The organism is Arthrobacter sp. BL-252-APC-1A, from assembly GCF_009696625.1.
Taxonomy (GTDB): Bacteria; Actinomycetota; Actinomycetes; order Actinomycetales; family Micrococcaceae; genus Arthrobacter_B.
Genome location: NZ_VULS01000002.1, coordinates 46,845 through 59,554 on the forward strand (window position 1 = coordinate 46,845; position 12,710 = coordinate 59,554).

The 12,710-nt window shown below is 65.3% G+C and carries 13 protein-coding genes; 10 read left to right on the plus strand and 3 right to left on the minus strand.

The window, feature by feature from the left end; genetic code table 11:
* Positions 1-46 precede the first annotated feature (46 nt).
* Entirely contained in the window at positions 47-841 is a 795-nt protein-coding gene (locus FYJ28_RS02935; protein WP_154578257.1) for a DUF6264 family protein, read from the minus strand.
* A gap of 202 nt (positions 842-1,043) precedes the next feature.
* Positions 1,044-1,583: a YceI family protein gene (locus FYJ28_RS02940; protein ID WP_154578258.1), complete on the minus strand. Its 540-nt coding sequence runs from the start codon at positions 1,581-1,583 to the stop codon at positions 1,044-1,046.
* Between the two features lie 145 nt (positions 1,584-1,728).
* Between FYJ28_RS02940 and FYJ28_RS02945 the strand changes: the two genes are divergently transcribed.
* From FYJ28_RS02945 to FYJ28_RS02970, 6 genes are all read left to right on the plus strand, one after another.
* The gene (locus FYJ28_RS02945) at positions 1,729-2,391 is read left to right on the plus strand and encodes a histidine phosphatase family protein (RefSeq protein ID WP_055239171.1); all 663 of its coding nucleotides are present in this window, start codon (positions 1,729-1,731) and stop codon (positions 2,389-2,391) included.
* 95 nt (positions 2,392-2,486) lie between these two features.
* Entirely contained in the window at positions 2,487-3,086 is a 600-nt protein-coding gene (locus FYJ28_RS02950; RefSeq protein ID WP_055239716.1) for a TlpA family protein disulfide reductase, read from the plus strand.
* Positions 3,087-3,163: 77 nt separating this feature from the next.
* Positions 3,164-3,880 carry a cytochrome c biogenesis CcdA family protein gene (locus FYJ28_RS02955; protein WP_055239717.1) on the plus strand — a complete coding sequence of 239 codons (717 nt, stop codon included), beginning with the start codon at positions 3,164-3,166 and terminating at the stop codon, positions 3,878-3,880.
* Positions 3,880-5,685, plus strand: coding sequence for a cytochrome c biogenesis protein ResB (gene resB / locus FYJ28_RS02960; RefSeq protein ID WP_154578259.1), 1,806 nt, complete (start codon positions 3,880-3,882; stop codon positions 5,683-5,685). Before FYJ28_RS02955 ends, resB begins: the two co-directional genes overlap by 1 nt.
* Positions 5,685-6,719 carry a c-type cytochrome biogenesis protein CcsB gene (gene ccsB, locus FYJ28_RS02965; protein WP_055239173.1) on the plus strand — a complete coding sequence of 345 codons (1,035 nt, stop codon included), beginning with the start codon at positions 5,685-5,687 and terminating at the stop codon, positions 6,717-6,719. The genes resB and ccsB overlap by 1 nt, the downstream gene beginning before the upstream one ends.
* 249 nt (positions 6,720-6,968) lie before the next feature.
* Positions 6,969-8,381, plus strand: coding sequence for an MFS transporter (locus FYJ28_RS02970; protein ID WP_154578260.1), 1,413 nt, complete (start codon positions 6,969-6,971; stop codon positions 8,379-8,381).
* Positions 8,382-8,387: 6 nt separating this feature from the next.
* Here FYJ28_RS02970 and FYJ28_RS02975 read toward each other — a convergent pair whose 3' ends face one another.
* Positions 8,388-8,765 carry a PLD nuclease N-terminal domain-containing protein gene (locus tag FYJ28_RS02975; RefSeq protein ID WP_055239175.1) on the minus strand — a complete coding sequence of 126 codons (378 nt, stop codon included), beginning with the start codon at positions 8,763-8,765 and terminating at the stop codon, positions 8,388-8,390.
* 124 nt (positions 8,766-8,889) lie between these two features.
* Here FYJ28_RS02975 and FYJ28_RS02980 point away from each other — a divergent pair, with 124 nt between their 5' ends.
* The 4 genes from FYJ28_RS02980 (at position 8,890) to FYJ28_RS02995 (ending at position 12,428) form a co-directional block, all read left to right on the plus strand.
* Positions 8,890-9,213 carry a DUF4229 domain-containing protein gene (locus tag FYJ28_RS02980; RefSeq protein ID WP_326831478.1) on the plus strand — a complete coding sequence of 108 codons (324 nt, stop codon included), beginning with the start codon at positions 8,890-8,892 and terminating at the stop codon, positions 9,211-9,213.
* An 89-nt stretch (positions 9,214-9,302) separates the two neighbouring features.
* The gene (locus FYJ28_RS02985; RefSeq protein WP_154578261.1) at positions 9,303-10,361 is read left to right on the plus strand and encodes a hypothetical protein; all 1,059 of its coding nucleotides are present in this window, start codon (positions 9,303-9,305) and stop codon (positions 10,359-10,361) included.
* 62 nt (positions 10,362-10,423) lie between these two features.
* Positions 10,424-11,752: a sensor histidine kinase gene (locus tag FYJ28_RS02990; protein WP_154578262.1), complete on the plus strand. Its 1,329-nt coding sequence runs from the start codon at positions 10,424-10,426 to the stop codon at positions 11,750-11,752.
* Positions 11,745-12,428, plus strand: coding sequence for a response regulator (locus tag FYJ28_RS02995; RefSeq protein ID WP_154578263.1), 684 nt, complete (start codon positions 11,745-11,747; stop codon positions 12,426-12,428). The genes FYJ28_RS02990 and FYJ28_RS02995 overlap by 8 nt, the downstream gene beginning before the upstream one ends.
* The last annotated feature ends 282 nt before the right edge of the window (positions 12,429-12,710 follow it).

Consider the following 12,710-nt stretch of genomic DNA (forward strand, 5'->3'; position numbering starts at 1 on the left):
CCTGCATGCGCTTTCCCGAAAATTATCCGGGTGGGCCCGGGAGGTCTCAGTAAGGGCGGTAGGGGTTGAAATTATGGCGCTGGAAGTATGGGTTGCTGGGCCGCAGGTAGAGCATCACAATTCCTGCGATCCCGGCCAGCGAGGAGAGCAGGGAGATCCAGCCGATCAGCGAGGTCACATAGGCGGGAAGGGATAACAGCAGCCCGAAGGCCGAGAAGGCTGCGAACACTGTGCCGACAATCCGGGCCCAGTTGTGCCCCTTCAGGACGAACCAGGCAATCAGGACGTAGATGCCCAGTCCGATGATGCTCAGCACCACCGAAAACCAGATCAGGAACCCGCCGGCGTCCTGGACATCTATGTTGGCGTCCCGCAGGGCGTCGGTTTGGGAAAGGGTCAGGACATCCGGCAGACGGACTGCGGTCACGATGTTGTTGATCAGGGAGAGGACTCCCGCGGCGATGATCAGCCAGAACCCCGTCACGACTTCACGGGGTGCAGGACCCTTGGGCTGGGTCGACGGTCCCTGCGCGGCTCCGGGATAGCTGTAGCCGGAGGGCTGCGCGGGCTGGTAGCCGTATGACTGCCCGTACTGTCCCTGGCCATACTGCCCGTAGGGCTGCCCCGGCTGCTGATATGGGCCCGGCCCTGCGGCATGTCCCGGGTGCTGGCCGGGTTCCGGCGGGATGTGGGTCTGTGCCGGCTGATTCGGCTGATTCGGCTGGAGAGGAGGGCTGTACTGTCCGTATTTCGGCTCCGGACGCTGGTCCTGGCCTTCACCGGGTTCCGGCTGCCGGCCCGGGAGGTCCTGGTTTTCGTGGGGATCGCTGGGAGTGCTCATTGGTGCCCGCCTGCCGAGTGGATGGCCTGCCGAAAGAGCCTCCGGCAGGGCAGATAACCCATCTGCGAAGTCGGGGTTCAGTCTAGCTGTCCTGGCACGCGGCAACACGGTTTGGCGCGCGAATCGACGGTGCGCGGGGTACAAAAACAGCAGGTCCGGGACGCGGGAGAGCGTACCGGACCTGCTGGATGAATGCGTGTGCTTATGCCTTGACGAAGGCAACGTCCACGTTGATGGTGACCTTGTCGCCAACCAGGACGCCGCCGGTTTCAAGTGCGGCGTTCCAGGTCAGGCCGAATTCCTTGCGGCTGATGACGGTGGAACCGGAGAACCCGGCGCGGGTGGCGCCGAACGGATCGACCGCTACGCCGTTGAATTCGACGTCCAGGGTGACCGGGCGGGTGGTGTCCTTGATGGTCAGGTCGCCGGTGAGCTTGTAGGTTTCACCGGAGCCTTCGACGCTGGTTGCCGTGAAAGTCAGTTCCGGGTACTGCTCGACGTCGAAGAAGTCGGCACCCTTGACGTGTCCGTCACGGTTCGGCTCGTTCGAATTGAACGACGCGGCGTCGATCGTGGCGCTGATCTTGGAATCATTCAGGTCCTGACCAACCTCGAGGACAGCAGTCACCTTGTCGAAGTTGCCGCGGACCTTGCTGATGCCGGCGTGGCGGACGGTGAAGCCAACCTCGCTGTGGGAGGAATCGAGGTTCCAGGTGCCTGCAGTCAGACCGGTGGGGATCATGGGGTTCTCCTTCTGGGATGCGGCGGTGTGCTGTCTGCACCACCGCCAGTAGATGCATTTGCATTTACTATTGCATACATTGGTCAAAGGTTCAAGTGTTCGTGAAGATTTAATCTATCCCGGCGACTCTGCGAGACTTGAAAGCATGTCCCGTGCCTCTATCCACCTCGTCCGCCATGGTGAAGTCTTTAATCCCGACGGCATCCTGTACGGCCGGTTGCCGGAGTTCCACCTCTCCGAACTGGGCCGCGAAATGGCAGACCGTGTAGCCGGCCACTTCGAGCAGCGCAGGAACGACGGCGCAAAGCTGGTTCATCTGGTTGCCTCGCCCCTGACGCGTGCCCAGGAGACCGCAGCCCCGATCGCAAGCGCCCTGGGCCTCGAAACCATGACCGACGAACGGATCCTGGAAGCGGAAAACCGCTTCGAAGGCCTTCCCGGCGTCAAGCGCCAGCTCCGCAATCCCCGGTACTGGCCGCTTCTTCGCAACCCGATGAAACCCTCCTGGGGAGAGCCGTATGCCCAGCAGGTGGAGCGGGTCATGGCAGCGGTTCACGACGCGCGCATCCGGGCTCTGGAACTGGGCGGCTCCGGTGCTGAAGCAGTCCTTGTCAGCCACCAGCTGCCGATTTGGGTGACCCGCCTGGCTGCTGAGGGCCGCAGGCTCTGGCACGATCCCCGCAGCCGGGAGTGCACCCTCACCTCGGTCACCACCCTGGAATTCAATGACATGGAACTCACCGGCGTCCGCTATGCGGAGCCGTCCGCTGATCTTTTGCCCGGGGCAGCGAATCTGCCTGGCGCATAATACAATTACTACGCGTTGTAGAAGTGGCCGCCCCCTGCCGCGATGAAAGCTGGATCTCCGTGAAGAAACCCGAAAGCGAAACACCGCCTGCCGCCATGCACCGCAGGTCCTTCCTGCGGCTTGGTGCCGGGCTTGCCGTTGGCGTGCCGCTGGCGGCTGCGCTCGCAGGCTGCTCAACGGATGATCCGCTGGCCGAACAGGCCAAAGCAGGAGACAACAAGAACTACATCGCCGGAGACGGGTCCGTCACTGAATACGCGCCGTCCGAACGAGGTGAACCGGTTCGCTTGAGCGGAACCCTGTTTGACGGCACGGAAGTCAGCGCTGCTGACTGGGCCGGCGACGTCGTCGTCCTCAATTTCTGGTACGCAGCGTGTGCTCCCTGCCGCAAGGAAGCCCCCGACCTCGTGGAGCTGCATGACACTTACGCTCCCGAGGGCGCACGCTTCTACGGTGTGAATATCCGCGACGAGGCCAAGACTGCCGAGGCCTTCGAACGCAATTTCGCCATTCCCTACCCGAGCTTCGAGGACCGCAACGGTGAAGTCCTGCTGGCCATGACCAGCTTCGTGCCGCCGCAGGCTGTGCCCACCACGCTCGTCCTTGACCGCGAAGGCCGGGTCGCTGCGCGCATCCTGGGCCTTGCGGACAAGGGAACCCTGAAGACGCTCATCAGCGACGCGCTGGCCGCGTAGCCGCTGTGCCGCCCGTGATCCCAGCCGCCGCAGTGCCGGCCGCCAACGTATTCGCAGAGACGATCCTTAACGGATCGATGCTGCTGGCGATCCCGGTTGCCGTCCTTGCCGGGCTGGTTTCATTCCTGTCCCCGTGCGTGCTGCCGCTGGTGCCCGGCTACCTCGGCTACGTCACCGGCCTGACGGGCATTGACCTGCAGAAACAGCGGCGCGGACGGATGTTCACCGGAATCGCACTGTTCGTGCTCGGGTTCTCGGTGGTTTTTGTGGCCATCGGCGCGGGAATCGGGCAGCTCGGCTCCTGGCTGCGCGGCGCCGAACAGGCTTGGATCCAGCAGGTCCTGGGCGCACTGATCATCCTTCTGGGCATCATCTTCATGGGTGGCCTGTCCTGGTTCCAGCGCGACCGCAAGATCGAGGCGCGCCCCCCGGCCGGACTCTGGGGCGCCCCACTGCTCGGCGTGACCTTCGGGCTGGGCTGGGCACCGTGCCTGGGCCCGACCCTCTCAGCCGTGCAGCTGCTCTCCTTCTCCGGCGACGACGCGTCCGCGGCGAAGGGCGCGCTGCTCACCTTCGTGTACTGCCTGGGCCTGGGGCTGCCGTTCCTGCTGATTGCCCTGGGCTTCAGGCGCGGAATGGGAGCACTCGGTTTCTTCCGCCGGCACCGCGTCGCCATGCAGCGCTTCGGCGGCGGCATGCTGATCGCCCTTGGCCTCCTGATGGTCACCGGTGTCTGGAACATTTGGATCAACCAGCTCCAGGGCTGGTTGGATAGTGTGACGCTGCCAATCTGATGAACACTCCTTCGAACCCGTCCCCAGAGAACAATGAGAACCAGTTGAAACCTGAACCGGACAGCGAAAAGACGCCCACTCCGCCGGCACCTGATGCGGGAACCAAGACCGCTGCGGCGGGAGGCAAGGGCAAAAAGGCGGCCAGCGACGTCGCGCTTCCCAGCCTTGGGCTGCTTGGCACCCTCCGCTGGGCCTGGACACAGCTCACCAGCATGCGCACTGCACTGTTCCTGCTGCTCCTGCTGGCCGTGGCTGCCGTTCCGGGGTCGCTCTTCCCCCAGCGGCCGGCCAACCCCGCCGCGGTCACGCAGTACATTCAGGACAACCCGGGTTCAGGGCCTTGGCTGGACCGTTTCCAGCTTTTCGACGTGTACTCCTCCGTCTGGTTCTCCGCGATCTACCTGCTGCTGTTCATCTCCCTGATCGGGTGCGTGATTCCGCGCGCCAAGGTGCACTGGAAGGCGCTGCGCTCCAAGCCGCCGCGGACTCCCACCAAGCTCTCCCGCCTGCCGGAGTACGGCACCCTTGCGGTGCCGGCCGGCACCGGACTCACTGCTTCACAGGCCGCCCGCGACGCTGAGGCAATTCTTAGCAAGCGCGGCTACCGCGTCGAGGCCCGGGACCTGGACGGGGACCGCCCGTCCGTGGGCGCCGAGCGCGGCTTCCTGAAGGAAACCGGAAACCTGGTTTTCCACGTGTCCCTGATCGGCGTCCTGGCCTCCGTGGCCGTGGGCGGGCTGCTGGGCTACAACGGCCAGCGGGTTGTGGTGGAAGGCGATACTTTCGTGAACACCCTGGTGGGTTACGACACCTTCACTCCCGGCACCAACTTCACCGAGTCCCAGCTTTCTCCGTATTCGCTGACCCTGGATGAATTCGAAGTCACTTTCGACCGCCAGCCAAACGGCAACGTCCAGCCGCTGGACTTCCACGCGGACGTTACGGTGCAGGAGGACCCGGACGAGGAACCGCGCAAGGAAACGCTGAAGGTCAATGAACCGCTGAACATCGGCGGAACCAAGGTTTACCTGGTCGGCAACGGATACGCACCCGTGGTGACAGTGCGCGACGGCGAAGGCGAGATTGCGTACCAGGGCCCGGTGGTCGGTGTACCCACTGACGGTGTGTACACGTCCCTCATGGTGATCAAGGCTCCGGATGCCAAGCCGGACCAGCTCGGTTTCGTAGGATTCTTCCTTCCCACCGCCATGCTGGATTCGCAGGGGGTTTCCTTCTCCGGTGACCCCGATCCGGTGAACCCGCAGCTCAACCTGAACTCCTACTACGGGGACCTGGGGCTCGACGACGGTGTTCCCACCAACGTGTTCGTCCTTGATACCGAGGACCTCACGCCCCTGAATAACCGGGACCTGGACTCGGGCGGCATTGTGCTGGGCATGAACCAGACGTACGACCTGCCCGAGGGCAAGGGCTCGATCAGCTTCGACGGCCTGCTGCGCTATGCAGCACTGGACGTCCACTACGATCCGGCCAAAACCGGGGTGCTCATATTCTCCGTACTCAGCCTTGCGGGGCTGTCCGCCTCCCTGTTCCTGGCCCGCCGCCGAGTCTGGGTCCGTACCGGAACGGCCGAAGATGGACGCATAATGGTCGAGTACGGTCTGCTGGCCCGCGGTGAAGACGCGCGGCTGGAAACCGAGGCTGAAGCCCTGCGGAACCTGCTCGAAAAGAAGTGGCTGGCGGGAGCTCCCGCCGCAAACCCTGCGGAAGGCCCGGATACCCTGGCCGACGCATCAGTGGCCGGCAGCACCGGACGCACGGAAGAAACAGGTAAGGACTCCTAATGCCCTCCATCGACTACCAGCTCGCGGAATACAGCGACCTATTTATGCTGCTGGCGGCGTTCACCTACACGGTCGCGCTGCTCGCCTTCGCCTGGGACCTGGCCAAGAGCAGCAAGACGCTGCAGGCCGTTGACCGTAAGGCCGCAGCCCAGGCGGCCCCGGCGAAGAAGGTCATGGCCACCGCGGGCGCTCCCACGGGACCGGCAGACTCCAACCGCCAGTGGGACAGCAGCGAAGCAGTCACCGCTGACGACGCCATGGGCTACACCGGACCACGCCGCAATGCGGCCCGGGTCGCGGTTGCGCTCACCGCGCTGGCTACGCTGATCCATGCCGCTGCCGTCGTGGCCCGGGGCCTGGCTGCCCACCGTGTGCCGTGGGGCAACATGTACGAATTCTGCACCACCGGCGCCCTCGTGGTGTCCGTGATCTTCCTGCTGGTGCTGCTGCGCCGCGACCTGCGGTTCCTAGGCACCTTCGTGGTGGGCCTGGTGCTGATCATGATGATGGCTGCGACCATCGGCTTCCCCACCCCGGTAGGCCACCTGATCCCCGCGCTGCAGAGCTACTGGCTGATCATCCACGTTTCCGTTGCGGTTATTGCCTCGGCCCTGTTCACCCTGACCTTTGCCATGTCGGTGCTGCAGCTGCTGCAGGCTGACCGCGAGGCCAAGGCCCGTGCCGGCGCGAAGGAACGCTTCGGGTTCCTGAAGATCGTTCCCTCGGCACAGTCCCTGGAGAACTTCTCCTACCGCATCAACGCCGTTGCCTTTGTGCTCTGGACCTTCACCCTGATGGCCGGCGCAGTCTGGGCCGAGCAGGCCTGGGGCCGTTACTGGGGCTGGGACACCAAGGAAGTCTGGACCTTCGTGATCTGGGTTGTCTACGCCGGCTACCTGCACGCCCGCGCAACCCGTGGCTGGACCGGCACCCGCGCCGCCTGGCTCTCGATCGTCGGCTACCTCTGCGTGGTCTTCAACTTCACCATCGTCAACGTCTACTTCGCCGGCCTGCACAGCTACTCCGGCGTCTAGTCCCTGCCGTTTCAAGGCCCCGCTCCGGCTCCTGCCGGGGCGGGGCCTTTGCTGTTTCGGGTGGGGTGCGGCTTGGGGCGGATCTCGCGGCCGGTGTCGTGAGGCTGCGGCACGTGGTTGAGGCACGCGGGCTTTTGCGCCGGACCCATTCCGCAAGCGCTCTGAACGGTGCCAGACTGGGCCAATGAGTCACCGCGCAGGGTACAGCCGGCGCGCAGCACTCGTCCGGGTCGACACGTCTGGTCCTTCATGAAGCCGGGGGGCAAAGCCGTCGTCGCGCTGCTCGCGTGCTGCATCGCGCAGTTCGTCCTGACGGTCAACGGCTCGATCGTGAGCATCGTCCTTCCCGACATTGCGAGGGAGTTCGGCTCCTCGATGACGTTGCTGCAGTGGACGGTAGGAGTCTACGTCCTCGCTTTCGCGTGCCTCCTGACAGCGGCGGGCAACACGGCCGACCGGCTCGGCCGCCGCCGCATCCTGATCGCCGGACTCGCCGTAATCCTGATCGGCTCCCTGGTCTGCGCGCTGAGTCCCGATGTTGCCGTGCTAATCGCCGGGCGCGTCGTGCAGGCCGTCGGCGCAGCCATGCTCGCTTCGTCGGGGCTCGCCGCTGTCTCGGCCGAGTCAACCGTCACCGCGGTGCGGGTCCGCGCGATCGCGTGGTGGGCCGCGATTGGCGGTGTCGCCCTGGCCGCCGGACCCTTCATCGGTGGCGTCCTCAGCGAGTACTTCGGATGGCGCGGCGTGTTCTGGATGAGCGTCCCGGTCGCCCTCATCGGCCTGATCCTGGTGCCGATCTCAGTCAAGGAGTCACGCAACCCCTCGCCGTTGCCGTTCGATGCCGTCGGGCAGATCCTGCTGTCGGGGTTCCTCGCTGCGCTGGCCTTCGCGATGATCGAGGGCACGCAGCTTGGCTGGACTTCCGCGCCGATCCTGATCGCGCTCGGGGCCGCGGCTGTGCTCCTCACCGTCGGGCTGCTGCGTGCCCGGCGCCGGCCGGATCCCCTGATCCCGCTCCGGCTCTTCGCCGACCGCCCCTTCGTCCGGGCCTCGCTCACCTCGATCATCGGCTTCGCCGCCGCCGCAGGCTTCTTCTATATCGCCCCGCAGTATCTGCGCTCGATCCGCGGGGAGAGCGCGCTGGAGGCGGGCATCTTCCTCCTGCCGCTCGCGCTCGCCGCTCTGGCTTCCGCCCAGCTGTCCGGGCGGATCGTCGCGGCCGGGCGGGCGGGCCAGGACCTGGTGGCGGGCGGAGTGGTCATGGCAGTCGGTTCGGTGATGATGCTGCTGTGGTCGGACGGCTCGCTGTGGGTGGTCGCGGCGGCGTTCATCGTCTTCGGATTCGGCTACGGACTGCTCAACGATCCGCTCAGCGTGGAGGAGCTCGCATCGCTTCCCGGCTCGGAGGCGGGCCTGGCTTCGTCGCTGTTCTCGACGTCGAAGCAGACCGGTCAGCTCTTCGGCATCGCGGCGGTGGGCACAATCCTGTCCGCGGCCTCGCCGGACTTCGCGCCCGCCTACCGCGATGTAGGCGGGTGGGGCTGGGCGGCGCTGGTAGTCTGCGGCGTCGCGGTCTCCGCCCTCAACGTCCCCTCCCTGGGAAGCCGCGCCAAGCCGATCCGCACCCCCACCATCACGACCCCGGACGGGCCTTCCCGTTAAAGGTGGCTAGTTGCTGCTGGGCTTCTCGTCGTCGTTCTGCTTTGAACGCTTCTCGCGGTCGGCGATTTCCTGCTCCCGGCGCTTGAGCTCTTCTTCCTTCTGCTTCTGACGGCGGCGGATCTCCAGGTTGCGGAGGAACTCGGGGTCATCGTCCGGAGCAGTGGGGTGGCGCGGTGCGCGGGGCTTGGGCTCGGGACCGCTGGCCGGACGGCCAAAAAGGAACCACAGAATGGCACCCAGAACCGGCAGCAGAACAATCACAGCGATCCAGGCGGGTTTGGAAATGCTCCGGACTTCGTGTGCACGGGACATAAGGCAGTCGATGACTGCGTAGATGATTACGGCTGCGACGACGATGACGCCGAGGAGTACGAAGCGGGGCATGCCCCCAGTGTAGTGGAGGCAGCTGGAGGCGGCCTGAATAGTTTCCAAAGGCACTCAATCAGGCAGTTTCAGCCCGTTCGGCAGGCTGGGAGACTGGTTCAGGGGCAGCCCGTAGAATGGGCACGTGGCTTTCTGGAAATTTACCGCTCTCCGCCTTGGTCTGGTGGCCGTCTTCTTTGTTGCAGGCCTGTACCTGCAGCTGGGCCTGGTGCTGTCCGCAATCGTGGCCGCAGTGCTGGCCTGGTGCGTGACGTACCTGTTCTTCCGCGACATGCGCGACGCCGCTGCCAAAGGCCTGCAGAGCCGGTTCAGTGAAAAGACACCTCCCTCACGCAACCGCGCTGAACTGGACGATTCCGCGGCAGAGGATTCCATGCTTGACGCCAACCCGGATGTGACGATCGATTCCGACCGCAAGCTTCGGGAACCCAAGCCCCGCGACTCCTAGACCGCTGCCCCTGCCGGCCCGGCGGATTCTGCTAGGGTCGGGTTTTTGCCCGGGGAATCTTCCCGGCGCACGGCAAACGGGGGATAGGCATGGAGACAGGAACGGACGCTGCAGTGCGCAGCTCCCGGGCGGAACAGGAATACAACAAGCGCTGGCTCATCGGTGTCACTGCCGGTCCGCTTGCTGCGGGCCTGCTCGCCGGGGCATGGATGTTCTCAGTCGCCGGGAACCTGCCTGACCCGCTGGCCAGCCACTGGGGTCCGGACGGCGTCGACGGCTACATGTCCCTCCCGGGCAACGCGGCAATCGCTGTCTTTGTTTGCGGCGGGAGCGGAGCCCTTGTGGCAGGGCTCGCCATCGCGGCGCGTGCCGCCTCACGGGCCGTTGCCCGGATCGGCGTGGGCTTCGGGCTGGCCATGGGCATTGCCATGACAGGGCTGGCTGTAGCCGTTGTTGCCGGCCAGATAGGGCTGGATGACGCATCACAGGCTTCAGCCTCTGCTCCGGTCATCTGGACATCGGTACTGGTTGCGGCCCTGACAGGAGCAGTCATGGGCTGGCTTTACCGTCCAGGAGAGGTTGAGCGGCTGCAAAGTCCCGAGACCCGGGAACAGTCGAACGCTGCTTCCGGCCCGCTGCTCTCTGCCACAGCCCGCGCTGCCGCTGCCGCACAGCAGAGTCTTGCCGTCAACGTTTCCATGGGTCCGGTCAAGTGGCTGCTCAGCCTGGGCGTCGGTGCGCTGGTTACCCTGAGCCTGGTCTTCATCCTTCCGCAGCTGGGTTTGCTCGGCATTCCGGCCGCGGCCCTGATGCTGGCCTTTTGCCAGGGAAAGATCGTTATTGACCCTGACGGCGTCCGTGTCCTGGCCGGCGGGTTCTGGAAACTCATGCCGCTCTCCTACGAAGAGATTCGGGGCGAATCCGTTGAGGACATCATTGCCATGGACTTTGGCGGCTGGGGTTACCGGCTGACCGGAGGAAGCGTCGGCTTCATTATGCGCAGCGGCCCTGCCCTGGTCCTGACTGCCGGATTCAAGCAGCGCTTTGTATTTTCGATGCCCGACGCCGAGACCGCCGCCCGCGCCTGCGCACTGGTGAGCGCCTACCGGACTGGCTCCGGGGATGAATCCGCTGCTCCTGCGGTTTGAATTACCTCCCGGCGGGTGGTTTGGTCCGTTTCGGGCCCCTAAGCGTCGCTAGGGTGACTGCTATGAGATCCCTTCTTACCGCTGCGCGGCGCTGGGCGGCTCCTTCAGCGGCCGCTGTCTTCTTCAGCGGGTGGTGCGTCGTGGAAGTGGGCCGCATGAGTCCGATGGCCGCCACCCTTCCCATGTTCTGGAACGGAACCATACCCCTGCTTGTGCTGACGGCAGCCATCGGTGTTGCTGTGCGCTGGCCCGTCCTGTCCCTTTCCCTGACGGCGCTCCTGCTGACCGCACAGCTGCTGAAAGTCGTGCAGCCCCTCGATACAAACTGGGCGATTTATCTTGGTGCCTTCCTCTCGCTGGGACTGATCGCCTGGACCAGTAAGCGCCGCACCAGGATTATTGCCTTCGCGGCCAACACCGTGTTCGCCGCCGTAATGACGTTCCTGATGCTCTCCTGGCGCTACGGCTATGGAGTCGGCTGGCTCCCGCCGCTGTATCTGGGGGACAGGGCGGCCCTGACGGCTTTCGGGCCCCAGCTGTTCTTTATGCTGCTGCTCATTGCCGCGGCCTGCTTCGCCCTCGGCCTGCTGCTGGCGCTGGTCCAGGAGCGCGGTCGGTTGTTCCGGGCACGGGAACTGGCGCAGTCCACGTTGAAGGACCGGGAAATCGACCTGGTGGTAGAGCAGGAACGAACCCGGATCTCCAGGGACCTCCATGACGTCCTGGCACATTCGCTGGCAGTTATCGCAGCACAGGCAGACGGGGCACGCTACAGCGCGAAGGACCAGCCCGAACCGGTGCTGAAGGCCCTTGAAGCCATTTCGTCATCAGCCCGGAGCGCGCTGGTGGATGCCCAGCGGGTCATCGAGGGAGTGCAGGATGACGGGATGAGCGCTCCGCAGCCGCAGATGGACGATATTGCCGGGCTGATCGAGGGCATGAGGAGCAGCCTGGACATCCAGGAGGGGATTTCCGGAGAGCCGGTCAAACTCTCCAGCGGCCAGCAGCTGGCGGTGTTCCGGATTGTGCAGGAATGCCTGACCAACGCCCTGAAGCACGGAGGGCGCCGCACAACCGTTCGGCTCAACTTCGACTGGAGCGGCCCGGGACTGACCCTGCACGCATCCAGTGCGCGGCATCCGAATGCGACGGAAGGCACGGCCGGGCAGCGGACGGGCCGGGGGATTCCCGGAATGCGGGAGCGGGCCAGCCTGGCCGGCGGCTGGCTTACGGCGGGTCCGGACGGCGATCAGTTCCGGGTGACGCTGTTCCTGCCTTACGGCCCAGCCGAGGGCCGTCCTGCTGCAGCTGATCCTGCAGCCGGCCAGGAACCGGGGGAGACCCCACAGCTCGCACTGAGCAGCGGAGGGAAGGTTCCCGGCGATGTCTGAAACAGATACACGGATCTCAGTTGCGCTGGTGGACGACCAGCCGCTGTTCCTGGCCGGAATCCGCATGCTGGTCGAGAGCCAAGAGGACATGGTCTTCGCCTGGGACGCCGGGGAAGGGCTGCAGGCGGCCCGGCTGGCGGCCGAAAAGCGCCCTGACGTGATCCTGATGGACCTGCGGATGCCGGTCCTTGACGGTGTTGAGGCGACCCGCCGGATCGTGGCGGAGGCAGACAGCGCCGGCACGGAACCGCCCCGCATCGTCGCCCTGACGACCTTCAACCGCGACCAGGCGGTGGTCCAGGCTGTTCAGGCCGGGGCCAGCGGATACCTGCTCAAGAGTGCTGAGCCGGAGTTCCTCCTGGCCGCCATCCGGACCGTCCATTCGGGCTATTCAGTGATTGCTCCGGGGTCAATCCATTCCCTCTTCGACCACGCGGCCCGCAACGCACCGGCACGGGAACCGGATCTTGCCGTCCTTGAAGTCCTCTCCGCACGGGAACGCGACGTGTTCCTGCTGGCGGCAAAGGGCCTGAGCAACGGTGAAATGGCACAAAGCCTCTTCGTCTCGGAAGCCACGGTGAAGACCCATCTGCGCAGCGTCCTGGACAAGCTGCAGCTGCGCACCCGGATCCAGCTGGTGTCCTTCGCCCACGAGCGCCGGCTGCTGGGCAGCTGACCGGGATGCCGGTACGCAGACAACCCGTGACAAGGACCGGGCGCGGGAAACCCAGGGGGCTGCACGCTGCCGGTCACCTGGGGATAGTGGCCGCCGCGGTCCACGCCTTGTCCTGGTGCATGGTCGGCATCCTGGCAGCTCCCGGGATTTCCGGACTCAATGCAGGGTCCGCAGGCGGGGACGCCGCATGGCTGGTTACGCTTCTGGCACTCCTGGCTTCAGCGGTGCTGATCCTTGGGACAGTGCTCGGTGTCCTCGGGACCGGCAAAGGCGGCGAGTCAG